This is a genomic window from Nocardioides iriomotensis (assembly GCF_004168035.1).
GTDB classification, from domain to species: domain Bacteria; phylum Actinomycetota; class Actinomycetes; order Propionibacteriales; family Nocardioidaceae; genus Nocardioides_B; species Nocardioides_B iriomotensis.
The window spans coordinates 40,593-64,374 of the sequence record NZ_SDPU01000037.1 but is presented as its reverse complement, the minus strand read 5'-3'; the positions used below and the strand labels follow the sequence as shown (position 1 = coordinate 64,374).

Here is a 23,782-nt window from a genome sequence, read left to right as displayed (position 1 = left end):
GTTCACTCGGCGACGGCGGCAGTGCTGACATCGGCCGGGTCGCGGAGGTCCTGAGCCCTTCGCGCGAACGCGGCCGCGTCGACCCCTGGCACGATGGGCGCCATGGCCGCACCCCGACTCGCCGTGCTCGACGACTACCAGGGCGTCGCGCTCGACCTCGCCGACTGGTCGCCCCTGGACGGGCGCGCCGACATCACGGTGTTCGACCGGCACCTGGGCGACGAGGAGGCAGCGGTCGAGGCGCTCCAGGGCTTCGAGGTGCTGGTCGCCATGCGCGAGCGCACGCGCTTCCCGCGCAGCGTGCTCGCACGTCTGCCCGACCTGCGCCTGCTCGTCACCACCGGCATGCGCAACGCCGCCATCGACCTCGACGCCGCCCGTGACCACGGCGTCGTGGTGTGCGGCACCGAGCTCGGCGCGCCGTACGACGCCGCCGAGCTGACCTGGGCGCTGCTGATGGCGGCCGCCAAGCGGGTCGACGTCGAGCTCGCCAACCTGCGCGAGGGACGCTGGCAGACCACGATCGGCACGTCGCTCGCGGGCCGCACCCTCGGTGTGGTGGGGCTCGGCCGGCTCGGCGGCAAGGTCGCGGAGTACGGCCGCGCCTTCGACATGGACGTCGTCGCCTGGAGCACCAACCTGACCGACGAGCGCTGCGCCGAGGTCGGGGTACGGCGGGCCGGCTCGCTCGACGACCTGCTCGCCGAGTCCGACTTCGTCAGCCTGCACCTCGTGCTCAGCCGGCGCTCGCGCGGCACGATCGGTCGCCGCGAGCTCGCGCTGATGAAGCCGACCGCCTGGCTGGTGAACACCAGCCGCGGCCCGCTCTGCGACGAGGAGGCGCTGCTCGAGGCGGTGCGCACCGGTGTCATCGCCGGCGCCGCGCTCGACGTGTTCGACGTCGAGCCGCTCCCGGCCGACCACCCGCTGCGCACCGAGCCCAACGTCGTCGCGACGCCGCACATCGGCTACGTCACGAGCGCCGGTCACGCCTACCGCTACACCGAGGCCGTGCAGGACGTCGTCGCGTTCCTCGACGGCGCGCCCGTGCGGGTGCTCACCTGACGACTCGTCAGTCCGTCGGACGTGCCCGCGGCGGCTGGTGCAGTCGCGCGAGCAGCGGCACCAGCAGCAGCGACGCGAACAGCCGCAGCACCTGCAGGCTGAACACCAGGCCGGTGTCCGACCCCGTCGAGATCGCGACGGCGATGACGGCGTACAGCCCACCCGGCGTGGTGGCGAGGTACGCGTCGAGCTGACCGATGTCGGTGAGCTCGGCCATCAGCCACCCCGCGGCGGCACAGGTGAGGATCGTGCCGGCGACCTGCACGAAGGCCAGCGGCAGCAACCGGGCCAGGATGCCCAGCGTCGTCCGGGTGAACTTCAGCCCGACCTGCACGCCGATGACGACGTAGCCGGCGTTGAGGACGGGCGCGGGGACGACGGTGTCGGGGAACCACCCGGTCGCCACGAGGGCCGCGGTCGCGAGCATCGGCACCAGCACCGCGGCGCCCGGGAAGTCGAGGAACCTCAACAGGGCAAGGCCGATCGCGAGGGCGACGAGGGAGAAGCCGTACGCCGCCCAGGTGTTTCCGCCGGCGGACATCCCCGGTCCCGCCGTCGACGCCGCGGGGTCGTAGAGCTTCGCGACGACCGGCATCGTGAACAGCACGACCAGCACGCGGAGGTACTGGATCGTCGCCACGACCGGCTCGTCGGCGCCGACGTCCCGCGCGGTCGCGACCACGCCGGACGCGCCGCCGGCGATCGAGGCGAAGCTCGCGGTCACCGCCGAGACGCCCGGCTGGTAGCGGAGCACCTGGCCCCAGGCCAGGCTCGACACCATCGTGAACAGCAGCGCGAGCCCGATCACCCAGCCGTGCCGGGCGAGGGTGGTGAGCAGGTCGGCCGTCACCAGCGTGCCGACGCTCGCGCCGATCACCGCCTGGCCGACCGTGCCCGCCCGCGCCGGCACCTGCGGACCGCCGACCGTGAGGGCGACGACGAGGGCGCCGACCAGTGCGCCGAGCAGGTACGCCGCCGGAGCGCCGACGAGCGACAGCACGGCCGTCGCCGCGGCGACGCAGGCGACCAGCAGGCTCCAGCGCTTCATCGCGCGTCAGCCTACGCGGGACGGCTTCCCGGGATGTGGGACCGGCCTCCGCGTGAGACGGGTGAGACGGGTCAGCCGACGATCAGCCGGATCGCGACGACGTACCCGAACAGCACGACGAGCACCCGGAACAGCGTCGGCGACAGCCGACGGCCCAGGTGCGCCCCGATCCAGCCGCCGACGAGCGACCCGACGGCGATCAGCGCGACGATCGTCCAGTCCAGCGGCGCCACGAACACGAAGACGACCGTGGCCGCGACGTTGGCGGCGAGGATCGCGAGGTTCTTCAGCGCGTTGATCGCCTGCAGCGGCACGTCGAGGCCGAGGGCCAGGAACGCGACGAGCATGACGCCCTGGCCGGCCCCGAAGTACCCGCCGTACACGCCGACCACCGAGGAGACGGCGGTGAGGCCCGGCCCCATCGTCTCGCGGTCGGCGGCGACGACGATGCCGCGGCGCTCCGCGCGCCGGCGCAGCGCGGCGGAGACGAACGGCTGGATCCCGACGAGCGTCGCGGCGAAGAGGACGAGGTAGGGGACGACCGCCTCGAACGCGCCGGGCGGGAACGCCAGCAGCAGGACGGCGCCGACGAGCGCGCCGACGATGCTGGTGAGGGCGACCCGGCGGACCAGCTGCGGGTAGCCGGCCATCTCGCTGCGGTAGCCCCAGGTGCCGGTGACGCCACCGGGCACGAGCCCCACGGTGTTGCTCACGTTGGCGACGAGCGGGCTGACCCCGACGGCGAGCAGGATCGGGAAGCTGACCAGCGTTCCCGCGCCGATGGCGGTGACCACGATGCCGGCGCCCAGGCCGGCGCCCACCACCGCGAGCATCCCGAGCAAGTCCACCTCCGCACGCTAGCGGCGGTTGCGCGTACCTTGTCGCGGGAACGATGTGACCGCAGTCACTACTCCTCGGGAAAGCAGGACCCTGTCATGTCCCCTGAATGGGTCGCCATCCTGGCCCTCGTCGCCCTGTTCGTCGTCGGCACGCTGCTGCCGATCAACATGGGCGCCCTCGCGTTCGTCGCCGCCTGGCTCGTCGGGATGTACTCACTCGGCCTCGACGAGAAGGAGATCATCGCCGGCATCAGCGGCGACCTGGTCCTCACCCTCGTCGGCGTCACCTACCTGTTCGCGATCGCCAAGAACAACGGCACCGTGGACCTCATCGTGCGCAAGGCCGTGCAGGCCGTCGGGGGACGCGTCGCACTGATGCCCTGGGTGATGTTCTTCGTGACCGCCGTGCTCACCGCCATCGGTGCGGCCAGCCCGGCGGCCTGCGCCATCATCGGCCCGATCGCGCTCGGCTTCGCCGGCCGCTACCGGATCAACCCGCTCCTGATGGGCATGCTCGTCGTGCACGGCGCGCAGGCCGGCGGCTTCTCGCCGATCAGCATCTACGGCACGATCACCAACTCCGTCATGGCCGACAACGACATCGCCGGCGGCGAGATCGCGGTCTTCCTCACCAGCCTCCTCGTCAACCTGCTCATCGCGATCGTGCTGTTCGTCGTGCTCGGCGGCCGCGACCTGATGTCGCGCCGGATCGACACCGACGACCTCTCGTCCGACGGCGGCGGCGGCGCCTCGCCCGCCTCCGGCCCCGGCGCCGCCCGCGCCGCGGGTGCCTCCGGCACGACCGTGACCGAGACGCAGACCGAGACCGGCACCGGTGTCGCCGTCGACCAGGTCGCGACGCTGGTCGCGTTCCTCGTCGTCGCGGTGCTCTCGCTCGTGTTCGACCGCAACATCGGGTTCACCGCGATCACCGCGGCCGTCGTGCTGACCGCGCTGTTCCCGGCCAAGCAGAAGAATGCCGTCTCCCAGGTCGCGTGGGCGACCGTGCTGCTCGTCGCGGGCGTCAGCACCTTCGCGACGGTCCTCGAGACCGCGGGTGCCCCGGAGTACGTCGGCAACTGGGCCGCCGGGCTCGGCGCGGCCGTGCTGGGCGCGCTGATCCTCTGCTACGTCGGCGGGGTCGTGTCGGCGTTCGCGTCGTCGACGGCGCTGCTGCCGATCATCATCCCGATCGCGATCCCGCTCATCCAGGACGGTGGCGTCGGCGCGGTCGGGATCGTCGCGGCGCTCGCCGTCGCGTCGACGATCGTCGACGTCAGCCCGTTCTCCACCAACGGCGCGCTCATGGTCGCGAACCGGCCGGACTCCATCAGCGAGGAGGGCTTCTACAAGCAGATCCTGACCTACAGCGCCATCGTCGTGGCCTTCGGCCCGCTGCTGGTCTGGCTCGCCGTCGTCGTCCCCGGCTGGGTGTAGCGGTACGACGCGATCAGGCGGGCGGCGCCGTCGAGCCGCGCACCGTCATGGTCAGGGGGAGCAGCACCGACCGGGTCGGCCGTTCGGGCTCCTCGATCGACTCCAGGAGCATCCGCGCCGCCTCGACGCCGATCTGGTGGTGCGGGATGGCCACCGACGTCAGCGGCGGCCGCAGCTTGTCGAGGAACGGCATGTCGTTGAAGCCGACGACGCTGACGTCCTCGGGGCAGCGCAAGCCACGCTCGGTGAACACGTCGTAGCAGCCGAGGGCGATCAGGTCGTTGCCCGCCACGATCGCGGTGAACTCCATGCCGCCGTCGAGGAGCTCGCGCAGCGCCCGGGCGCCGGCCTCCTCGCGCCACTCGTGGCAGGCCGTCACGAGTCGCGGGTCGTCGTCGAGGTCGAGGTCGCGCACGGCGTTGCGGAACGCCCGCAGCCGGACGACACCGGTCGACGTCGTCACCGGCCCCGCGAGGTGGGCGATGCGGGTGTGGCCGAGCCCGGCGAGGTGCTCGACGGCCATCTGGATGCCGGCCGCGTCGTCGGGGGTGATCGACGGGACGTCGACGCCTTCGGTGCGGCGGTTGACCATCACCATCTTCACGCCCTCGCGGTGCAGCTGCTCGACCAGCGGGTGGTCGAGGAGCGCGGTCGCGACGATCAGGCCCTCGACCTGGCGCGAGCGGAGCAGCTCGATCTGGGTGCGCTCGCGCTGCGGGTCGTTGTCGGTGTTGACGATCAGCCCGCTGTAGCCGGCAGGCTCGAGGACGTCCTCGATGCCGCGCACGATCGGCGGGAAGAGCGGGTTGGTGAGGTCGGGAATGACCAGGCCGACCGTGCCGGAGCGCTGGGTCTTGAGACCGCGGGCGATCGGGTTGGGCCGGTAGCCGAGCTGCTCGGCGACCTTGATCACCCGGCGCGCGGTGTCGGCGTTGACCAGCCCGCGCGTCGCGGGGTTGAGCGCCCGCGACGCGGTGGCGGCATGGACGCCGGCGGCCTCGGCCACGTCGCGCAGGGTCGGTGCTGGCACGGGTGGCAGCCTAGGGCACTCGGGTCGAGGGGCGGCCGAAAGCGAGCGGCGTCAGACGCGTGCGCTGGCAAGGCGGAGGACGGAAGGCGGGCCGGCGGCCCGTCGACCGACGACAACGAAGCCAGCGTGCGTGGATGGCGGCGCGCAGCCGGCCGAAACCCGGCCCGAGCGCCCTGGACCCGGACCGGCCGTCGGCGGCGAGTCCGCGCGGGGTCACACGACGGGACGGCGCCATCGCCACCTCCCCCATCCGGCGGCCAGGCCGAGCGGCACGCACAGGACGGCGCCGACCAGGTAGATGAGCGCGTAGCGGTCCTGCTCGGCCAGCTCCGCGACGAGCACCGCACCGAGCGCGCTGCCGACGAACAGCGCGCCGGCGAACAGCGACACGACGTTGGCCCGGGCGTTGGGCAGCACCTCGGTGGCCCAGGTCTGCAGCGTCGAGTGCATCGAGGTCCAGGCGAGCCCCAGCAGCAGTGCCGCCGCGACGCCGCCCAGCACCGTCGGCGAGATCGCGACCACCGCGCAGGCCGCGGCGGCCGCCGTCGCGCCGCTGCCGATCAGCCGGGCGGGGTGCCAGTGCTGCGAGAGCCGGCCGACCAGCCGGGCGCAGAAGTAGACGGACGCGCCGTAGACGGCGGCGACCGCCCCGGCGACCGACGCGCTCGTGCCGGAGCTCTCGACGGCCGCCGGCAGCAGGGTCAGCCCGCCGAGCAGGATCATCCCCTCGGTGAACGCCAGCAGCAGCACGAAGAGCGTCGTCCTCGACCGCGCGATCGCCACGAGCGGTGTGAGCACCGAGCGCCGGCCGCCCTCGATCTCCGGCTCGGGCAGCCGGCGCAGCAGCACGGCGAGCACGAGCGCGGCCAGCGCGGTGAGCACGAACGCGACCCGCCACGAGCTCCACTGCGCGAGGACACCCGCGCCGATGGACGCCACGGCGGTGCCGATCGCGACGCCCACCATCAGCCGGGCGATCTCGCGCTGCCGGAACCGCACCGGCACGGTGTCGCCGAGGTAGATCAGCGCCGACGGGTACGCCGCCCCGAAGAAGGCGCCGGTCAGCCCGCGGGCCACGCCGAGCATCACCGGCGTCGCCACGAAGGCGGACGAGAACCCGCACAGCCCGGCCAGCACCAGCGTGAGCCGCAGCGTGCGCACCCGCCCGAGCTGGTCGGAGACGGTGCCCCAGACGGGCTGCATCAGGCCGTAGGTCAGGAAGTACGCGCCCGCGGCGTGCACGACCGAGGACAGCGCCACGTCGAGGTCGAGCGCGATCGCCACCAGCATCGGCGGCATCGCGTAGCGGTCGAGGGTGCTGACGACCGCGACCAGCTGTAACAGCCGGATGGTCGAGGGCGAGCGCGCCATCACGCCCCGGCGGTGACGAGGCCGGGGTCGTCGACCGCTCGGTCGAGCAGGTCGCCGCTTCCGTCGGCGGCGGGCACCGGCAGGTAGCGCCGCCGCAGGTCGACGAGCGTGCGCAGCGCCGCGGGGTCGACCACGCCGTCGGGCACGAGGCCCTCGGCCGGGTCGCGCAGGCGGTCGACGTACCGGAGGGCGGTGGCGTCGTCGAGCCCGAGCCGGCGGGCGGCGGACTCGGCCGCCTCGTCGGTCAGCCGGCCCGCGACGATCTCCGCGGCGACGTCCACGAGGGCGCCGGAGATCCGGCGGGCGACGTCGACGTGGGTGTCGCCGGCGACGGCCACGACGACGCCGAGGTACGGCGTGCACACGTCGGTCGCCGAGACCAGCCGGACGCAGCCGGCGGCCTCACCCGCGAGCTCGTTGCCCGCGTTGAGCATCGTCGCGTCGCACTCCCCGGCGAGGAGCGCCCGCAGCCGCTGAGGTGTCGAGCCGAGCGCGACCAGCTCGTAGTCGTCGCGACCGACGCCGACCGAGTCGGCCAGGGCGTAGAGCGCGAGCGCGAAGCCCGACGTCGGCACGTCCACGCCGACCTTCGCCCCGCGCAGGCCGTCGATGGTGAGCCCGGGCCGGCCGTAGAGGCCGAGACCCATCCCGCGGTCGACCGCCGCGACCATCCGCACGTCGGCGAGCTCGCCCAACGGGTTGGCCGGGTTGTAGCGGTAGGCCAGCACATTGTCGGGGCTGGTCAGCGCGACCTGGATCTCGCCGTCGAGCAGCGACCGGAACTGGCCCGGCGACGACTGCACCGGGACCTCCTCGACCACCACCCCGGCCGCGTCGAGCCGACCGGTCGACGCGGCGAGGTCGAGCACCACGGACGGCGTGAACGAGCCGACGACGACGGCCTGGTCGGACATGGGCGGCTCCTCGGGGCGTGGCGGGACGGGGTCACGGTAGCGCATTTGTGCAGTCGATTGCAGCCGCGTTGCAACGCATGTGGATGGCCTTGACAGCGCGCCGATCGTGCGTGAGGCTGCACTCGATTGCAGTCATGGATCACGGGCTGCCGCGTCCCCACGCCGAGGAGGTGTCCCCGATGGCCGAGCCCGACCCGCTGGTCGCGTCCGCCGTGGCGCACTGGGGCCCCCGGTTCACCGTCAACGGCGTCACCGTCGCCGACTTCGAGCGGGTCACGTCCGGCCTCGCGCGCTGGGAGGACTGGTGCGCCGCCTGGTCGGCGGTCGCGGCCGAGCACGAGGCGCTGGGCCGGGAGGCGCTGGTCGAGGCGCGGACCCGGTCCGCCGGCGAGCACCTCGCCCAGGCGGCGGTCTACCACCACTTCGCCAAGTTCGTCTTCGTCGTCGACCCCGCACAGATGCGGGCCGCGCACGCGAAGGCGGTGGAGTGCCTCGACGCGGCGTTGCCGCACCTCGACCCGCCGGGGCGCCGGGTGGCGGTCCCGTTCGAGGGCACCCACCTCGCCGGTGTCCTCCGGCTGCCCGCCGGCCAGGGTCCGCACCCGGTCGTCCTGCTGCTCTCCGGCCTCGACTCGGCCAAGGAGGAGCTGCGCTCGACGGAGCAGACCTTCCTCGCGCGCGGCCTGGCCACGCTCAGCCTGGACGGGCCCGGGCAGGGCGAGGCGGAGTACGACCTTCCGATCCGCGGCGACTGGTCGCCGGTCGCCGAAGCGGTCTGGGACTTCCTCGAGGGTGTCAGCGAGGTCGACCGGGACCGGCTCGGGGTCTGGGGCGTCAGCCTCGGCGGCTACTACGCGGCCCGGGTCGCGGCCGCCCTCGGCGACCGGGTGCGGGCCTGCGTCTCGCTCGCCGGGCCGTTCAACTTCGGCGAGTGCTGGCCGGGCCTGCCGCAGCTCACGCGCGACACCTTCCGGGTCCGCTCGGGCGCCGCGGACGACGACGCGGCGCGTGACGTCGCCCTGACCCTGGGGATGGCCGACGCGGCCGCCGACCTGGTCGCGCCGCTGCTCGTCGTGTTCGGCCGGGAGGACCGGCTGATCCCCTGGCAGCAGGCCGAGAAGCTGCGCGCCGCGGTCGCCGGCCCGGTCGAGGTGCTGATGCTCGAGGACGGCAACCACGGCTGCGCGAACGTCGCCCCGTGGCACCGGCCGCGCACCGCCGACTGGCTCGCACGGCACCTGCACCGGCTCGCTTGACCGACCCGCCACCGACCCCTACCGTGACCGAAGTACAAACGATTGCAAAGGTTGTCCCGCATGACTGAGACCGTCCCCTCCGCCGACCCCGTCGCCGAGCCGGGCCCGGCCGGCGCCGGCCCCCGCGTCGGCTGGATCGGCACGGGGAGGATGGGCGCGGCGATGGCCGCGCGCCTGGCCCGCGCCGGCACCGACCTGACCGTCTGGAACCGCACGAGGGCCAAGGCCGAGCCGCTCGCCGAGCTCGGCTGCACGGTCGCCGACCGGATCAGCGAGCTGCGCGACCTCGACGTCGTCTTCACGATGGTCTCCACCCCGGCCGACCTCGAGCAGGTGCTGCTCGGCGACGGCGGCCTGATCGCCGACCCCGACCACGTGCCCGCAGCCGTCATCGACTGCTCGACGGTCTCGACCGAGTCGTCGACCGCGATGCGCGAGGCCTGCGAGGCCCGCGGCGTCGACTTCCTGTCCGCCCCGGTGAGCGGCAACGGCAAGGTCGTCCGGGCCGGTGGCCTGACCCTGGTGGTGTCCGGGCCGGAGGAGACCTACCAGCGCTTCGCGCCGCTGCTCGCGCACATCGGCAAGTCGGCGACGTACGTCGGTGAGGGCGACGTCGCGCGGCTGGTGAAGATCTGCCACAACCTGATGCTCGGCGTGGTGACCCAGTCGCTCGCGGAGATCACCGTGCTCGCGGAGAAGGGCGGCGTGCCCCGCCACGCGTTCCTGGAGTTCCTCAACGACTCGGTGATGGGCTCGGTGTTCACCCGCTACAAGTCGCCGGCGTTCGTGAACCTCGACTACACCCCGACGTTCACCCCGATCCTGCTCCGCAAGGACTTCGACCTGGGCCTGGCCGCCGCGCGCGAGCTCGACGTGCCGATGCCGGTCGCCGCCGTCACCGCCCAGCTCGTGCAGGCGAGCGTCGGCAGCGGGCGGGTCGACGAGGACTTCGCGATCCTGCTCGACCTGCAGGCCGCGGCCTCGGGTCTCGAGCTCAAGCCCGAGAACGTCGCCGTCGACGACGGCCTCTCTGCTGCCGACGCGGCCGACCCGGGCGAGACGGCCGACACCGGCAAGGAGGGCTGAGCCATGGCCGACGGGGGACAGTCGCGCGGCAAGGCGCCGCTGCCCGCGCCGGGCCACATGGGTGTCGACTACGAGGAGCGGGTCGACTTCGCCCGGCTGCGCGACTACCGCATCGGCCGCGCGAAGGCGTCGCTGGAGAGCAGCGAGTGCGGGGCGTTCCTGCTCTTCGACTTCTACAACATCCGCTACACCACGCAGACCTGGATCGGCGGGGCGCTCGGCGACAAGATGATCCGCTACGCCCTGCTCGCGCGCGGCAAGGACCCGGTGCTCTGGGACTTCGGGTCGGCGGTCAAGCACCACAAGAAGTACTCCCAGTGGGTGCCCGACGAGAACTACCGCGCCGGCTTCCTCGGCTTCCGCGGCGCGGTCGCGCCGTCGGTCGGCCTGATGGCCGACGCGGTCGCCGAGATCAAGTCGCTGCTCGTCGAGGCCGGTGTCGCCGACCTGCCGGTCGGCGTCGACATCGTCGAGCCGCCGTTCCTGTTCGAGATGGAGCGCCAGGGCCTGCGCGTGGTCGACGCGCAGCAGCTGATGCTCGACGCGCGCTGCATCAAGTCCAGCGACGAGATCATGCTGCTCAACCAGGCGGCCGCGATGGTCGACGGCGTCTACCAGGACATCGTCGAGCGGCTCAAGCCCGGCGTCCGGGAGAACCAGATCGTCGCGCTGGCCAACCAGCGCCTCTACGAGATGGGCTCCGACCAGGTCGAGGCGATCAACGCGATCTCCGGGGAGCGGTGCAACCCGCACCCGCACAACTTCACCGACCGGCTGATCCGTCCGGGCGACCAGGCCTTCTTCGACATCATCCACTCGTACAACGGCTACCGGACCTGCTACTACCGCACCTTCGCCGTCGGCTCGTCCACGCAGCCGCAGCGCGACGCCTACAAGAAAGCGCGCGAGTGGATGGACCGCGGCCTCGACGGCATCAAGGCCGGCGTCGGCACCGACGAGGTGGCGGCGCTGCTGCCCAAGGCCGAGGAGTTCGGGTTCGGCAGCGAGATGGAGGCCTTCGGCCTGCAGTTCGCGCACGGCCTCGGCCTCGGCCTGCACGAGCGGCCGATCATCTCGCGGCTCAACTCCATGAAGGAGCCGGTCGAGCTCAAGGCCGGCATGGTGTTCGCGCTCGAGACCTACTGCCCCGCCAGCGACGGCTTCTCCGCCGCCCGGATCGAGGAGGAGGTCGTCGTGACCGACGACGGCCCGCGCATCCTCACGCTGTTCCCGGCGCAGGACCTGGTCGTCGCCAACCCCTACTGACGCACCCTGACCACCGGAGGAACCGTGGGCGACTTCAGCCTCGACAAGATCAGCGACCTCTCCACCGAGCTGTACGTCGGCGGCGCCTGGACCGCCGCGTCCGACGGCGGTCGCTTCGACGTGCTCGACCCGGCGACCGGCCAGGTGCTGACGACCGTCGCCGACGGCACCGTCGACGACGCGATCAGTGCCGTCGACGCGGCCGAGGCCGCCGCCGCGTCGTGGGCCGCGACGTCGCCGCGTGAACGGTCGGAGATCCTGCGCCGCGCGTTCGAGCTGATGACCGGCCGGGCCGACGAGCTCGCCCACCTGATCTCGCTGGAGAACGGCAAGGCTCTGACCGACGCGCGTGGCGAGGTCGCCTACGCCGCCGAGTTCTTCCGCTGGTACGCCGAGGAGGCGGTGCGCGGCGCGGGCAGCGTGATGACCGCGCCGTCGGGCGCCAACAAGATCGTCGTGCTGCACCAGCCGGTCGGCGTCTGCGTGCTCGTCACGCCGTGGAACTTCCCGGCCGCGATGGCCACCCGCAAGATCGGTCCGGCCCTCGCCGCCGGCTGCACGGTCGTGCTCAAGCCGGCCAGCGACACGCCACTCACCGCGTTGCTGATGGGCCGGATCCTCGCCGACGCCGGCGTGCCCGACGGGGTCGTCAACGTGCTGCCCGCCCGCCGGTCGGGCGCCGTGGTGTCGGCGATGCTGCACGACCCGCGCGTGCGCAAGCTGTCGTTCACCGGCTCCACCGAGGTCGGCCGCATCCTGCTCAAGGAGGCCGCCGACCAGGTGATCAACTGCTCGATGGAGCTCGGCGGCAACGCGCCGTTCCTGGTCTTCGCCGACGCCGACCTCGATGCCGCGCTCGACGGCGCGATGGTCGCCAAGATGCGCAACGCCGGCGAGGCGTGCACGGCCGCCAACCGCTTCTACGTCGAGGCGTCGGTCGCCGACGAGTTCGGCCGCCGCCTCGCCGAGCGGATGTCCGCACTGCGCGTCGGCCCGGGTACCGACGACGACACCCAGGTCGGCCCGCTCGTCAACGAGGAGGCCGCCGCCAAGGTGCACGAGCTGGTGACCGGCACGGTCGACGCCGGCGGCCGCGTGGTCGTGGGCGGGACGCGTCCGGCGCGCGACGGTTACTACTACGAGCCGACCGTGCTGGCCGACGTACCCATGGGGGCGCCGATCCTCGGCGAGGAGATCTTCGGGCCGGTCGCGCCGATCGTCACCTTCACCGACGAGGCCGAGGCGGTGCGGATGGCCAACGACACGGAGTTCGGGCTGGTGTCCTACGTCTACACCGGTGACCTCGCCCGCGGGCTGCGGCTCAGCGAGGCGCTGGACTCCGGCATGGTCGGCCTCAACCGGGGGCTCGTCAGCGACCCGGCCGCCCCCTTCGGCGGCACCAAGCAGAGCGGTATCGGCCGCGAGGGCGGCCACGAGGGGATGCTCGACTACCTCGAGTCGAAGTACGTCGCCGTCACCTGGTGACGCGGACCCGGTCGGGGGCGGCAGGGGGCCGGAGGGTCCAGTCGGAGTCGGTTCGGAGGGCCCGCCGGAACGGGCTGAAAGTCCCTTCATGGGCGGTTCGGGTTCCGATCGAATGTAAGTGTCCACCCGATCCCATCGCGTGGACATCGATCTGGACGGAGATGCCGCCGTCCCCCAACCCGAAGGACATGCCATGCGTTCCGCCCTTGACCGACTCGTCTCCTGGACGGGTCTTGCCCTCGCCCTCGTCCTCCTCGTCGCCGGCGGACTCCTGACCTGGGCCAGCGTCTTCATCGGCGACCAGGTCCAGCAGCAGCTGTCCGCCCAGGACATCGTGATGCCCGAGGGCGAGGCGCTGAGCAGCCTGCCCGAGGAGGACGCCGCCGCGCTCGAGGAGTACGCCGGCAGCCCGCTCGACAGCGGCCCGGAGGCCCGCGCCTACGCCGACCACTACATCCTCGCCCACATGAACGCCGCCTCGGAGGGCCGCACCTACTCGGAGGTCAGCGGTGAGTTCCTCTCGCTGAGCGACGAGGAGAAGGCCAGCGAGGAGGGCCAGGCGCTCGGTCAGCTGCGCCAGACCCTGTTCATGGGCAACACCCTCCGCGGCCTGCTGCTCTACGGCTTCGCCTTCGCGACCGTCGGCACCATCGCCGGCATCGCCGCGGTGACCGCGTTCGTGGCGGCAGCAGCGCTGCTCTTCCTGGCCCTGCTCGGCCTGCGCCACGCGCGTCAGGTCACCACGGTCCAGGCGCCGATCGCACAGCCGGTCACGGTGTGACGCGGACGGTCACCTCGCCGAGACCGGCGAAGGTGACCGCCCACTCACCCGGCACCAACGGAACGGGCGGGACGACGGACCCGGTGATCACCACATCACCGGCGGCCGTCGTCCCGCCCGTTGCCGCGAGCGTGTCCGCCATCGACGCCAGCACCCCGGCGACGTCGCCGGTCAGTGCCTCGGGGTCGTCGGTGCGCGCGACCTCGTCGCCGTCGCGCCGGACCACGGCCGTGAGGGTGCTGGTGGTCCGCACCTCGACCTCGGGACCGAGCACCACGTGGCGGTGGTAGATGTTGCCGCCGACAATCTCCTCGACGTCGCTGGGAGGCACGTCGAGGTCGGCGATCTCGATCGCGACGCTCACCGTGCCGACCGCCGCCTGCGCCTCGGCGGCATCGGCCCCCGCCGGCACCTCGTGGGCGAGGTGCAGGGCGACCTCGGCCTCGAGCACCGGCTGGGTCATGCCGGCGAGCGAGACGGTCGCCCCGTCGTCGAGCAGCCGCTCGCGGGTCAGGTAGCCGACCAGCGGCCGGTCGGTGCCGAGCCGCTCCAGCGCGGCCGGCGCCCCGAAGCCGGCCTTCCAGCCCAGGTGGGTCGCGCCGTCGTCGAGCTCGCCACGTCGCCGCTCGAGCATCCGCGTCGTACCGGCGGCGATGCGGGGGTCCAGCCGGGTCATGCGTTCAGTCCTCGGGATCGTCGAACGTCTCGTCGGGTCCGGGCAGACCGTAGCCCGCAGCGTCGAGCCCGCCGGCGCCGCTCCAGCCCCAGATCAGCAGCACGTCCTCGTCGCCGGTGTTGACGAAGCCGTGGTAGTTGCCGCGCGGGGTCCAGATCACGTCACCGGCCCTCGACGGCTCCCGGCCGGTGTTGGTGTGGATCTCGCCCTCGCCGGACATCACGACGAGGAACTCGTCGGCGTCGGTGTGCAGGTGCCGGTCGTGCCGGGCACCGGGCGGCAGCACGGTGCGGCCGACGACGAGGTCGGACGAGCCGGCGGTGCGCTGGTCGATGAGGTACTGCACCTGCATGTCGACCCAGCCCTCGTCCTCGCGGAGGTCCTGCTCGAGCGGCACGTCGTGGATCGTGGTGCGGTAGGGCTTCCGGGCCTCGGTCATGTGGGGATCCCCGCCATCCGTCGGTAGGTGTCCGCGACGCTCACCAGGAAGTCGCGGTCGGAGAGGTCGGAGCTGCGTGCCGCGCTGAGCATCTCGCTGGCCGCCGAGCAGGTGGGTACGGCGGCGCCGAGCCTGCGGCCCAGCTCCTGGGCGAGCACGAGGTCCTTCTGCTGCAGCTCGACGTCGGCGAACACGTCCGTGTCGTCGACGAGCAGCGGTGCGCGGTAGCCGATGACCGGCGAGGCGATCACGCTCTTCAGCGCCGCGTCGACGACGGCGGCCCGGTTGACGCCGGCCTTCTCGACGAGCGTGACGGCCTCGGCGAACGCCGTGACCGAGACGACCAGCGCGAGGTTGATCGCGACCTTGCTGAGGATCGCGTGCCCGGCCGGTCCGATGTAGGTGACCTTGGGACCGATCGCGTGCAGCACCGTCTCGACGTGGTCGAACGCCGCGCGCTCGCCGCCGACCATCACCGACATCTGGCCGGCCGCGAGGGTCGCGGGGCTGCCGGAGACCGGGGTGTCGAGGAAGTGCGCGCCGGTCTCGGCGACCCGCGCGGACAGGGCGATGCTGGCCTCGGGCGAGATGGTGCTCAGGTCGCACCAGACCGTGCCGGGCCGCAGCCCGGCGAGGACGCCGTCCGCGCCGTCCGCGGTCGCCTCCACCGCGGCGGTGTTGGTCAGCATCGTGAAGAGGACGTCCGACCGCGCGGCGGTCTCGCGGGGCGTGCCGCCCCAGGTCGCGCCGGCGTCGAGGAGGCCCTCGGCCTTGCTCCGGGTGCGGTTCCAGACGACGAGCGGGTGGCCAGCGTCCGTCACCCGTTGCGCGATGCCCGCGCCCATCGCACCGAGGCCGACGAAGCCGACCTGTTCAATTTGGTTAAACACAGACGGAGGCTATCTCAGCGCGCGCGGTTGAACCAGACCGCGCAGGCGGGTTTCTCGCCGGCCGCGCGGAACCGGTGCGGCGTGTCCGAGCCGAACGTGATCGCGTCGCCCGGCCCGAGCTCGAGCTCGTCGTCGCCGACCTCGACCACGAGGCGCCCGCTCACGACGTAGCCGTACTCCTGGCCGGTGTGCCGCGCGAGCGGCAGGCCCTCGTGCTCCTGGCCCGCCCCGCCCGGACGGTAGGTGACGTAGGCGAACACGACATCGGTGTCGTCGGGTGCGTTGAGCTGCTCCCAGCTGACGTCGCCGGAGAGCTCGAGCACCTGGCGCCGACCCGCGCGCTGCACGACCGGTCCCGCCGGCGCGGAGGTCGCCGTCTCCTCGGCGCTCGGGAACACGGCGTCGAGTGACAGCCCGAGCTCGCTGACCAGCGCCCAGAGCGTGCCCACCGACGGGCGGGCGCGACCGTTCTCGATCTGCGACAGCATGCCGGGGGAGAGGTCCACCGCGCGGGCGAGGCTGCGCAGCGACAGCTGCCGGGCCTCGCGGGCCTCGCGGAGTCGGGCGCCGACGGTCAGCGAGAGCGCGTCGTCGGCCATGGCGCGATGGTACGGGCGCGGCGTACCTTCCGGGACATGAGCTTCGACGTCGCCGCGGAGGCCTACGACCGCTTCATGGGTCGCTACTCCGCGCAGCTCGCGGGACCGTTCGTCGAGCGGTCCGGCCTGTCGCCGGGCGACCGCGCGCTGGACGTCGGCTGCGGTCCCGGTGTGCTGACCGGTCCGCTCGTCGAGCTGCTCGGCGCCGACCACGTGGCCGCGATCGACCCGTCCGAGCCGTTCGTCGCGGCCGCCCGCGAGCGCTTTCCCGACGTCGACGTACGGCAGGGGTCGGCCGAGCAGCTGCCTTACGACGACGGGGTGTTCGACGCGGCGCTGGCCCAGCTCGTCGTGCACTTCATGCAGGACCCGGTGGCGGGGGTGCGGGAGATGGCGCGGGTGACGAAGCCCGGGGGGCACGTCCTCATCTCGAGCTGGGACCACGGCGGCGGACGCGGGCCGCTGTCATTGTTCGGGCGTGCCGCGCAGTCGTTCCTGGCCGACCCGCCGCCGCCCGACCGGCGCACCGGCGAGGTCGAGGGCGACCTGGATCGGGTCGCGACCGAGGCCGGGCTCGTCGAGGTCTGGCCGTTCACGCTCACGGTCTCGGTGCGCTACGAGTCGTTCGAGGAGTGGTGGGAGCCCTACACGTTCGGCGTCGGCCCCGCCGGGGACACGGTCAGCGGCCTCGACGAGACCCACCGCGCGGCGTTCGCCGACCACCTGCGAGAGCAGCTGCCGGCGCCGCCGTTCGAGCTGCCCGGGACCGCCTGGTGCGTGCGGGGTGTGGTCCCTCAGCGCGGCGCACCGGCCGCCCAGTAGTCGGTCTTCGCCTTCGACGCGGCCAGCGCGTCGGCGTCCTCGAAGCCCGGCGCCATCGACGCCGACGTGCCGGCCATGTACTGGTGGTGGTCGACGTCGAGCAGCCGGATCCAGCTCTGCTGGCCGAAGGTCAGGGCGATCACGCAGCCGAGCTCGACCAGCTCCGGCTCGGAGAAGTGCGCGTGCAGCCGGTCCCACAGCCCGTCGCGGTCGTCCTCGTTCCACGCGATCGCCTGGGCGTAGGCGAGTGCCGCCTTCTGTCGGTCGTCGAACCTGTCGGACGACTCGAAGTTGAGCAGCTCGTCGTACTGGCCCTCGACGAGACCCTCGTTCGCGCCACGCTCGGAGCGCTGGTTGCCGCAGAACTCGCACGTGACCGTGCGCGAGATGTAGACGCGGCACAGCTCCTTGATCGAGTGGTCGACGACACCGTTGCGGAACATCTGCTCCCACGGCCCGGCGAACGCCCAGAACGCCGCGGGCACGTGCGCGCGGACCGCGTTGGTCTCCGGGCGCGGGGTGCCGTGCGCGGCGGCGCGGTCCATCTCGGCCTGCATGCGCTCGTCCATGTCCTCGTAGGGGACGTAGGAGATGCGGGGCTTGCGGGGACTGGTCGGTGTGGACATGGCGGGGCTCCTCTACTCGGCTTGCTCGATGGCTCGGACGACCGCGTCGGCGGTCAGGGGCAGGTCACGGACGCGGACCCCGAGGGCCGCGTGCACGGCGTTGGCGATGGCGGCGGCGGTCGGGCCCTGGGCGGCCTCGCCGGCGCCGAGCGACGGCTGGTCGGGCCGGTCGATGACGTGCACGTCGACCAGCGGGGCCTCGCTGAACCGCAGGATCGGGTAGGTCTCCCAGTCGTCGCTGGTGACCCGGCGCCGGTCGAAGCGGACCCGCTCCCTGGTGGTCCAGCTCGTCGCCTGGGTGGCGCCGCCCTCGATCTGGTTGCGGACACCGTCGGGGCTGACGGCGAGGCCGACGTCGACGGCGATCGTCAGCCGGCGCACGCGGACCTCATGGTCGACGGTGACCTCGGCGACGACCGCGCACCAGGCCCCGCGGTCCTTGTAGCGGGCGAAGCCGATGCCGCGACCGGTCTCGTCGGGCAGGGGCGTGCCCCAGCCGGACCCGTCGCGGGCGCGCTCGATCACGGCCCGGGCCCGCTCGTCGGCGAGGTGGGCGAGCCGGAAGTCGACCGGGTCGGTGCCGGCCTGCTCGGCCAGCTCGTCCATGAAGCACTCGATCGCGAAGACGTTGAGGTACGCGCCCAGCGCACGCATCGCCGAGGTGCGCAGCGGCGACGCGCTGAGGCGGTGGCCGGCGATGCTGCGGGGGCCGACGTCGTAGATCGGGACGGCGTTGCGGGTCGTGCCGCCACCCCGGTCGGGCGGCGGGTCGCCGGCCGCGGGGGACGGGTCCGGGTCGGCGCGGTGCTGCCCGGCGAGCAGGCCGGGTGTTCCCCCGCCGTAGCCGGGGCGGCTGCTGTGCCCCTGGCTCCACACGTCGTGCCGCCAGCCGGTGACCCGGCCTCCGGCCAGCGTCGCAGAGAGGTCGGCGACCATCGCGGACGCCAGCGGACCCCACGCGAGCTCGTCGCGCCGGCTCCAGCGGACCTGGACAGCGGTGCCGGGCACGCTGCGGGCGAGCAGGACGGCGTCGAAGGCGGCGTCGTCGGCGGCGTTGTGGCCGTAGCAGCCGGCGTTCTCGACGTGCTCGACGGTCACGGCCGCCGCGTCGAGGCCGAGCGAGGTCGCGATCGCGGCGCGCAGGTTGTGGATGCCCTGGCTGTGGCTCCACACGTGCACGGTCGTTCCGTCGTCGCTCCACCGGGCGAGGCCGCAGCTCGGCGCGATCGACGCGTGCGCGAGGAAGGGGCGGGTGTACGTCGCGGTGTGGGTCGGTGCGGGGGCGTCGGGTTCGTCGAGGACCGGGATGTCGTCGTGGGGACCAGCCTTGAGGAACGTGGTCAGGTCGTGCTCGTCGGGCAGCAGGTCCCGCTCGTCCCAGGTCGTCGCCTCGCGCAGCCGGACCAGAGCCGCGTCGGCCTCCGCCTCGGTGGCGGCGACGACGCCGACGAACGACCCGTCGCGCACGAGCTGCAGCCCCTCGACCTTCGCCGCGTCGACGTCCACGAGGGTTGCGCCGAAGGACGGTGGGCGGAGGGCGCGGCCGTAGCGCAGCCCGGCCGGGCGCAGGTCGGCGAGGTAGCGCGGCCGGCCGAGCACCTTGTCGGGCAGGTCGAGCCGCGGCAGGTCGGTGCCGACGACGCGCCGTACGGGCGGCTGGTCGGTGCGCGGCTCCCACGTCGCGAGGTCGGTTGCCGGGTCGAGCGTGCGTGCGACGTCGACGAAGGACGCGCCGGGGTGGTCGTCGGCGACCCGGGCGACGAGGTCCCGGACGACGGCTCCGACGTACCGCAGTGCCGGACCCGCCTGCACCATCGACAGGCTGCCCGCGGTGAGTCCCTCGTCGGGGCCGAGACCCGTGTGTGCGTTGAGCATCCGCACCTGCGCGACCGGAAGGGCGAGGGCGTCGGCGGCGACCTGGGCGAGGGCGGTGACGATGCCCTGGCCCAGCTCGACCTTGCCGATGCGGACGCCGACGGCGTCGGGCGAGAGGTCGTCGGGGAAGGAGATCCACTGGCCGAGGCGGGGGTTGTCCGCGACGTGCGGAGGTACGTCGACCGTGCGGAGGGGCTCGGTGGTGGTCACGACGAGGCCGCTCCGGACCGCGCCGCGAGCACGGCGTCGACGATGCGCCGCTGGACGCCGCAGCGGCAGAGGTTGCGGTCGAGGGCCGCGACGACGTCCTCCTCGTCGGCGTCGGGCTGCTCGTCGAGCAGGGTGGCGGCGTTGACGACGATGCCGCTGATGCAGAAGCCGCACTGCGCGGCCTGCCGGTCGAGGATCGCCTGCTGGACAGGGTGCGCGTGTCCCGGCTCGCTGAGTCCCTCGACCGTGACGACGTCCTTGCCCTCGGCCTGCCACAGCGGGGTGTCGCACGCCGGTACGACGTGCCCGTCGAGCCGCACGAAGCACGCGCCGCACAGGCCGAGGCCGCAGCCGAACCGGCTGCCGAGCAGGCCGAGGTCCTCGCGCAGGACGGTGAGCAGCGGCGTGTCGGGCTGGGCGTCGACGGTGACGTCGCGGCCGTTGACCGTGAAGGGTGTCGTCATCCGAAGACCTCGGGGTGCTTGGCCAGCTCGATGCGGGTGCGCCGGATGTGGCCGGACAGGTACCGCTCGGCGTCGACCGGGTCGCGGCGCTCGACGGCGTCGAGGATCAGCCGGTGCTCGGCGTTGACCACCCACATGCGGCCGGGACCGGAGAGGGCGACGAAGGCGCGGCGGTAGTGCTGCGTGGAGTTCCACAGCCGCCGGACGTTCGACATCAGCGGGTCGATCGCGCAGGCGGAGTAGGTCGCCATGTGGAACTCCCGGTCGAGCTCGAGGAAGCGCGCGACGTCGATGCCGTCACCGTCGGCCTCGATGTGCTGCTGCACCTCCTCGATGCGGGCGACGTCGCCGTCGGTGAGCGCGGCGATGCTCTCGGCGAGCGCGAGGGGCTCGAGCCGCTCGCGCATCTGGTAGATGACCTCGACCTCGTGCTGCGACAGCCGCGGCACCCGCGCGCCCTTGTGGGTCTCGTGCTCGGTCAGGCCCTCGGCCTCGAGGATGCGCAGCGCCTCGCGCACCGGCAGCCGGCTCGCGCCGAACCGCTCGGCGACCTCCTCCTGCCGGATCCGGTCGCCGGGGCGCAGGTCGCCGCGGAGGATCTCGTCGCGCAGCCGGCCGGCGATGCGGGCGCTGGCCGCACCCGTGGGGACCTCGATCGTCTGCGTCACGTGCCCGATCCTCCAGTGGTCTCGACAAGGGGTTCCTGAGGAGGCGAGGAACGAGCCGTCTCGAAGGTCTCCACCGCCCCGTGCCGGTCGAACGCCTTGCCGCCCGGGTAGGAGACCAGCTCCATCTGCAGCCCCCACGGCGCGCGGAAGTAGATCCACCGGTTGCCCTCGGCCGGCCCCTTGCTGGCCGTCGGACCGTCGAACACCTCGACGTCGTGCGCCCGCAGGTGCTCGAGCGCGGCGTCGATGTCGTCGACGTACAGCGCCACGTGGTGGCCGCCGACATCGCTGTTGCGGGGGATCGCGTCGCGCTGGTCGGGGGAGGAGTACTCGAAGACCTCGAACATCGTCTCGCCGCCGACGCGGTACCACTGGTTGCGCATCGTCGCGCGCGGGTGCACGCGCAGGTGGGTGGCCATCCAGTCGTCGTCCTCGTCGGGGTGGGCGAACGGCCCGAGCGCGTAGAGGTACTCCGCGCCGAGCACGTCGACGAGCCAGGCGTGGGCGGCGTCGAGGTCCGGCACGGTGAACCCGACGTGGTCAATCCGGCGCATCCCGGGCAGCCCCATGCACGTCCTCCTGGTCGTCGCTGGGTACCTCGTCGGTACGGCGTACTGGATCCAACCACTGAAGCACATCGCCGTGCTTGTGTCGACGGCCCGGGCCGATCTCTCGACATTGGATCCAATGGTGTGCCATCGTGGAGGTCTCGACAGGCTCGACCACCCGGAAGCCGACCACCCGAGGGAGTCCCATGCCCGAGCACCGCCGGCTCGTCCCCGACGCCCCCTGGGTCGAGGTCGTCGCCACCCAGGAGGACTGGGACGCCGCCGACCCCGACCTGCTGCGCACGATGCACGCCCAGCTGGTGTGGGTGCGGACGTTCGAGGAGTACGTCCTCGAGCTCGCCGGTGCCGGCCTGATCCACGGGCCGGCGCACTCCTCGATCGGGCAGGAGGGCGGCGCGGTCGGGTCCGTGCTCGCGCTGACCAGCGCGGACTCGGTCAACGGCTCGCACCGCGGGCACCACCAGTTCCTCGCCAAGGCGCTGCACCACGTCGAGCCCAAGCTGCTCGACCCACTCGCCGAGCCGACCGACGAGGTCCGCGAGGTGCTGCTGCGCACGCTCGCCGAGATCTGCGGGCTCGACCGCGGCTGGAGCCACGGCCGGGGCGGCTCGATGCACCTGCAGTGGAAGGACGCCGGCGCGATGGGCACCAACGCCATCGTCGGCGGAGGCGTCCCGCAGGCGGCGGGCTTCGCGTGGTCGCACCGGCAGGCCGGCACCGACGCGGTGTCGGTGACGTACTTCGGTGACGGCGCGATCAACATCGGCTCGACCCTGGAGTCGTTCAACCTCGCGGCCGCGTGGAAGCTGCCGGTCTGCTTCTTCGTCGAGAACAACCGCTACGCCGTCTCCACCAACGTGGAGGAGGCCACCGGCGAGCCGCGGCTGTCCGCGCGCGGCGCCGGGTTCGGCCTGGCCAGCTGGAAGGTCGACGGCATGGACCCGCTCGCGACGTACCTCGCGACGAGCGAGGCCGTTGCGCATATGCGGTCGGGCAAGGGCGCGACGCTCGTCGAGGCCGACACCTACCGCTTCTTCCACCAGAACGGCGGCTTCCCCGGCAGCGCGTTCGGCTACCGCGGCAAGGACGAGGAGAAGCAGTGGCGCGAGCGCGACCCGCTCGCGCTGACGGCCGCGCACCTCGAGCGACGTGGGCTGCTCACCAGCGACGAGCTCGCGCGCAGCGTCGAGATCGCCAAGGCCACGATGGCGTCCATCGGTGACGTGCTGCTCGAGCCCAAGCCCGGCGGGAAGCCCGGTGAGCGCCAGATCCGCGCCGAGGAGTGGCCCGACCCGTCGTACGTCGACGTCGGCGTGCGCGGCGACCTCTCCGAGCTCGACGACGCTCCGACCGTCGACCCGGCCGGGCACGCCGTCGCCGTGCAGGACACGAAGCTCATCGAGTCCGTCGCCGCGGTCATGGGTCGCCGCATGGAGACTGACGACCGCATCGTCGTGATGGGCGAGGACGTGCACCGGCTCAACGGCGGCACCAACGGCGCGACCCGCGGGCTGCCCGACCGGTTCCCCGGCCGCGTCCTCGGCACCCCGATCGCCGAGAACGCCTTCGCCGGCCTGGCCGGCGGCATCGCGATCGACGGGCGGTTCCGGCCGGTCGTGGAGTTCATGTACGCCGACTTCATGTGGGTCGCGGCCGACCAGCTGTTCAACCAGATCGCCAAGGCCCGGCACATGTTCGGCGGCGACGGCGCGGTGCCGCTCGTGCTGCGCAGCAAGGTCGCGATGGGCACCGGCTACGGCTCCCAGCACTCGATGGACCCGGCCGGCGTCTTCGCGACCTCGGCCGGCTGGCGGATCGTCGCGCCCACCACGCCGTACGACTACGTCGGCCTGATGAACACCGCGCTCCGTCTCGACGACCCGGTCGTCGTGCTGGAGCACGTCGACCTCTACAACGCCACCGGGCCCGGCCCTGTCGACGACCTCGACTACTGCCTGCCGGTCGGCAAGGCCGCGGTCCGGCGCGAGGGCTCCGACGTGACGGTGATCAGCTACCTCGCGATGGTGCCGTACGTCCTCGAGGCCGTGGAGCGCTACGGCGAGCTCGACGCCGAGGTGATCGACCTGCGCTGGCTCGACCGGGCGAGCATCGACTGGGACACGATCGAGGCCAGCATCGAGAAGACCAACCGCGTGCTGATCGCCGAGCAGGGCGCCGTCGGCACGTCGTACGGCGGCTGGCTCGCCGACGAGATCACCCGGCGGTTCTTCGACCTCCTCGACGCGCCGGTCTGGCGGGTCACGGGCGGCGAGGCGTCGCCGAGCATCAGCAAGGTGCTCGAACGGGCCGCGATCGCCCAGGCCGACGAGGTCGTCGCGGCGCTCGACGAGATCGCGAGGTACTGA

General features: G+C 72.9%; 23 protein-coding genes. 9 read left to right on the top strand and 14 right to left on the bottom strand.

Annotation, left to right across the window (positions count from 1 at the left end; all coding sequences use genetic code 11):
• The first annotated feature begins 102 nt into the window (after window positions 1–102).
• The gene (locus tag ETU37_RS22650; protein ID WP_129989718.1) at window positions 103–1,065 is read left to right on the top strand and encodes a D-2-hydroxyacid dehydrogenase family protein; all 963 of its coding nucleotides are present in this window, start codon (window positions 103–105) and stop codon (window positions 1,063–1,065) included.
• A gap of 7 nt (window positions 1,066–1,072) precedes the next feature.
• Here ETU37_RS22650 and ETU37_RS22645 read toward each other — a convergent pair whose 3' ends face one another.
• Window positions 1,073–2,113, bottom strand: coding sequence for an AbrB family transcriptional regulator (locus tag ETU37_RS22645; protein WP_129989716.1), 1,041 nt, complete (start codon window positions 2,111–2,113; stop codon window positions 1,073–1,075).
• A 71-nt stretch (window positions 2,114–2,184) separates the two neighbouring features.
• Window positions 2,185–2,961 (bottom strand): sulfite exporter TauE/SafE family protein, encoded by a 777-nt coding sequence (locus ETU37_RS22640; protein ID WP_129989714.1) that lies wholly within the window; start codon window positions 2,959–2,961, stop codon window positions 2,185–2,187.
• An 87-nt stretch (window positions 2,962–3,048) separates the two neighbouring features.
• On the opposite strand from ETU37_RS22640, the gene ETU37_RS22635 reads away from it, so the two are divergent.
• A complete protein-coding gene (locus ETU37_RS22635) occupies window positions 3,049–4,389 on the top strand; it encodes an SLC13 family permease (protein WP_129989712.1) in 1,341 nt (446 codons plus the stop codon).
• A 13-nt stretch (window positions 4,390–4,402) separates the two neighbouring features.
• Here ETU37_RS22635 and ETU37_RS22630 read toward each other — a convergent pair whose 3' ends face one another.
• From ETU37_RS22630 to ETU37_RS22620, 3 genes are all read right to left on the bottom strand, one after another.
• Window positions 4,403–5,419 (bottom strand): LacI family DNA-binding transcriptional regulator, encoded by a 1,017-nt coding sequence (locus ETU37_RS22630; protein WP_129989710.1) that lies wholly within the window; start codon window positions 5,417–5,419, stop codon window positions 4,403–4,405.
• Window positions 5,420–5,632: 213 nt separating this feature from the next.
• Window positions 5,633–6,790, bottom strand: coding sequence for an MFS transporter (locus tag ETU37_RS22625; protein ID WP_129989734.1), 1,158 nt, complete (start codon window positions 6,788–6,790; stop codon window positions 5,633–5,635).
• Window positions 6,790–7,704 (bottom strand): ABC transporter substrate-binding protein, encoded by a 915-nt coding sequence (locus ETU37_RS22620; RefSeq protein ID WP_165372651.1) that lies wholly within the window; start codon window positions 7,702–7,704, stop codon window positions 6,790–6,792. Before ETU37_RS22620 ends, ETU37_RS22625 begins: the two co-directional genes overlap by 1 nt.
• A gap of 179 nt (window positions 7,705–7,883) precedes the next feature.
• On the opposite strand from ETU37_RS22620, the gene ETU37_RS22615 reads away from it, so the two are divergent.
• From ETU37_RS22615 to ETU37_RS22595, 5 genes are all read left to right on the top strand, one after another.
• Window positions 7,884–8,960, top strand: coding sequence for an alpha/beta hydrolase family protein (locus tag ETU37_RS22615; RefSeq protein ID WP_129989706.1), 1,077 nt, complete (start codon window positions 7,884–7,886; stop codon window positions 8,958–8,960).
• A 60-nt stretch (window positions 8,961–9,020) separates the two neighbouring features.
• Entirely contained in the window at window positions 9,021–10,046 is a 1,026-nt protein-coding gene (locus tag ETU37_RS22610; RefSeq protein WP_129989704.1) for an NAD(P)-dependent oxidoreductase, read from the top strand.
• Window positions 10,047–10,049: 3 nt separating this feature from the next.
• Complete coding sequence (locus ETU37_RS22605) at window positions 10,050–11,312, top strand: M24 family metallopeptidase (protein WP_206054143.1); 1,263 nt, start codon at window positions 10,050–10,052, stop codon at window positions 11,310–11,312.
• Between the two features lie 24 nt (window positions 11,313–11,336).
• Window positions 11,337–12,797: an NAD-dependent succinate-semialdehyde dehydrogenase gene (locus tag ETU37_RS22600; protein ID WP_129989702.1), complete on the top strand. Its 1,461-nt coding sequence runs from the start codon at window positions 11,337–11,339 to the stop codon at window positions 12,795–12,797.
• A gap of 193 nt (window positions 12,798–12,990) precedes the next feature.
• A complete protein-coding gene (locus ETU37_RS22595; protein ID WP_129989700.1) occupies window positions 12,991–13,578 on the top strand; it encodes a hypothetical protein in 588 nt (195 codons plus the stop codon).
• On the opposite strand, the gene ETU37_RS22590 is transcribed toward ETU37_RS22595, so the two are convergent.
• Genes ETU37_RS22590 through ETU37_RS22575 form a run of 4 tightly spaced genes read right to left on the bottom strand, consistent with a single transcriptional unit; the run spans window position 13,568 to window position 16,182 of the window.
• Window positions 13,568–14,254 carry a fumarylacetoacetate hydrolase family protein gene (locus ETU37_RS22590; protein ID WP_129989698.1) on the bottom strand — a complete coding sequence of 229 codons (687 nt, stop codon included), beginning with the start codon at window positions 14,252–14,254 and terminating at the stop codon, window positions 13,568–13,570. The genes ETU37_RS22595 and ETU37_RS22590 overlap by 11 nt on opposite strands.
• A 4-nt stretch (window positions 14,255–14,258) precedes the next feature.
• On the bottom strand, window positions 14,259–14,693 hold the full coding sequence (locus ETU37_RS22585) for a cupin domain-containing protein (protein ID WP_129989696.1): 435 nt from the start codon (window positions 14,691–14,693) through the stop codon (window positions 14,259–14,261).
• The gene (locus ETU37_RS22580; protein WP_129989694.1) at window positions 14,690–15,583 is read right to left on the bottom strand and encodes an NAD(P)-dependent oxidoreductase; all 894 of its coding nucleotides are present in this window, start codon (window positions 15,581–15,583) and stop codon (window positions 14,690–14,692) included. The genes ETU37_RS22585 and ETU37_RS22580 overlap by 4 nt, the downstream gene beginning before the upstream one ends.
• A gap of 14 nt (window positions 15,584–15,597) precedes the next feature.
• Window positions 15,598–16,182, bottom strand: coding sequence for a helix-turn-helix domain-containing protein (locus ETU37_RS22575; protein ID WP_129989692.1), 585 nt, complete (start codon window positions 16,180–16,182; stop codon window positions 15,598–15,600).
• Between the two features lie 36 nt (window positions 16,183–16,218).
• Here ETU37_RS22575 and ETU37_RS22570 point away from each other — a divergent pair, with 36 nt between their 5' ends.
• Window positions 16,219–17,004 carry a class I SAM-dependent methyltransferase gene (locus tag ETU37_RS22570; protein ID WP_129989690.1) on the top strand — a complete coding sequence of 262 codons (786 nt, stop codon included), beginning with the start codon at window positions 16,219–16,221 and terminating at the stop codon, window positions 17,002–17,004.
• Here ETU37_RS22570 and ETU37_RS22565 read toward each other — a convergent pair.
• The 5 genes from ETU37_RS22565 to ETU37_RS22545 are packed head-to-tail and all read right to left on the bottom strand — an operon-like array spanning window position 16,977 to window position 21,416.
• A complete protein-coding gene (locus ETU37_RS22565; protein ID WP_129989688.1) occupies window positions 16,977–17,630 on the bottom strand; it encodes a carboxymuconolactone decarboxylase family protein in 654 nt (217 codons plus the stop codon). The two genes, ETU37_RS22570 and ETU37_RS22565, sit on opposite strands and share 28 nt — an antisense overlap.
• A gap of 12 nt (window positions 17,631–17,642) precedes the next feature.
• Window positions 17,643–19,715, bottom strand: coding sequence for a molybdopterin cofactor-binding domain-containing protein (locus tag ETU37_RS22560; protein ID WP_129989686.1), 2,073 nt, complete (start codon window positions 19,713–19,715; stop codon window positions 17,643–17,645).
• Window positions 19,712–20,179: a (2Fe-2S)-binding protein gene (locus ETU37_RS22555; protein ID WP_129989684.1), complete on the bottom strand. Its 468-nt coding sequence runs from the start codon at window positions 20,177–20,179 to the stop codon at window positions 19,712–19,714. The genes ETU37_RS22560 and ETU37_RS22555 overlap by 4 nt, the downstream gene beginning before the upstream one ends.
• Window positions 20,176–20,847 carry a GntR family transcriptional regulator gene (locus ETU37_RS22550; RefSeq protein ID WP_129989682.1) on the bottom strand — a complete coding sequence of 224 codons (672 nt, stop codon included), beginning with the start codon at window positions 20,845–20,847 and terminating at the stop codon, window positions 20,176–20,178. The genes ETU37_RS22555 and ETU37_RS22550 overlap by 4 nt, the downstream gene beginning before the upstream one ends.
• A complete protein-coding gene (locus tag ETU37_RS22545; protein WP_129989680.1) occupies window positions 20,844–21,416 on the bottom strand; it encodes a VOC family protein in 573 nt (190 codons plus the stop codon). The genes ETU37_RS22550 and ETU37_RS22545 overlap by 4 nt, the downstream gene beginning before the upstream one ends.
• A 185-nt stretch (window positions 21,417–21,601) precedes the next feature.
• Between ETU37_RS22545 and ETU37_RS22540 the strand changes: the two genes are divergently transcribed.
• Window positions 21,602–23,782, top strand: coding sequence for an alpha-ketoacid dehydrogenase subunit alpha/beta (locus ETU37_RS22540; protein ID WP_129989678.1), 2,181 nt, complete (start codon window positions 21,602–21,604; stop codon window positions 23,780–23,782).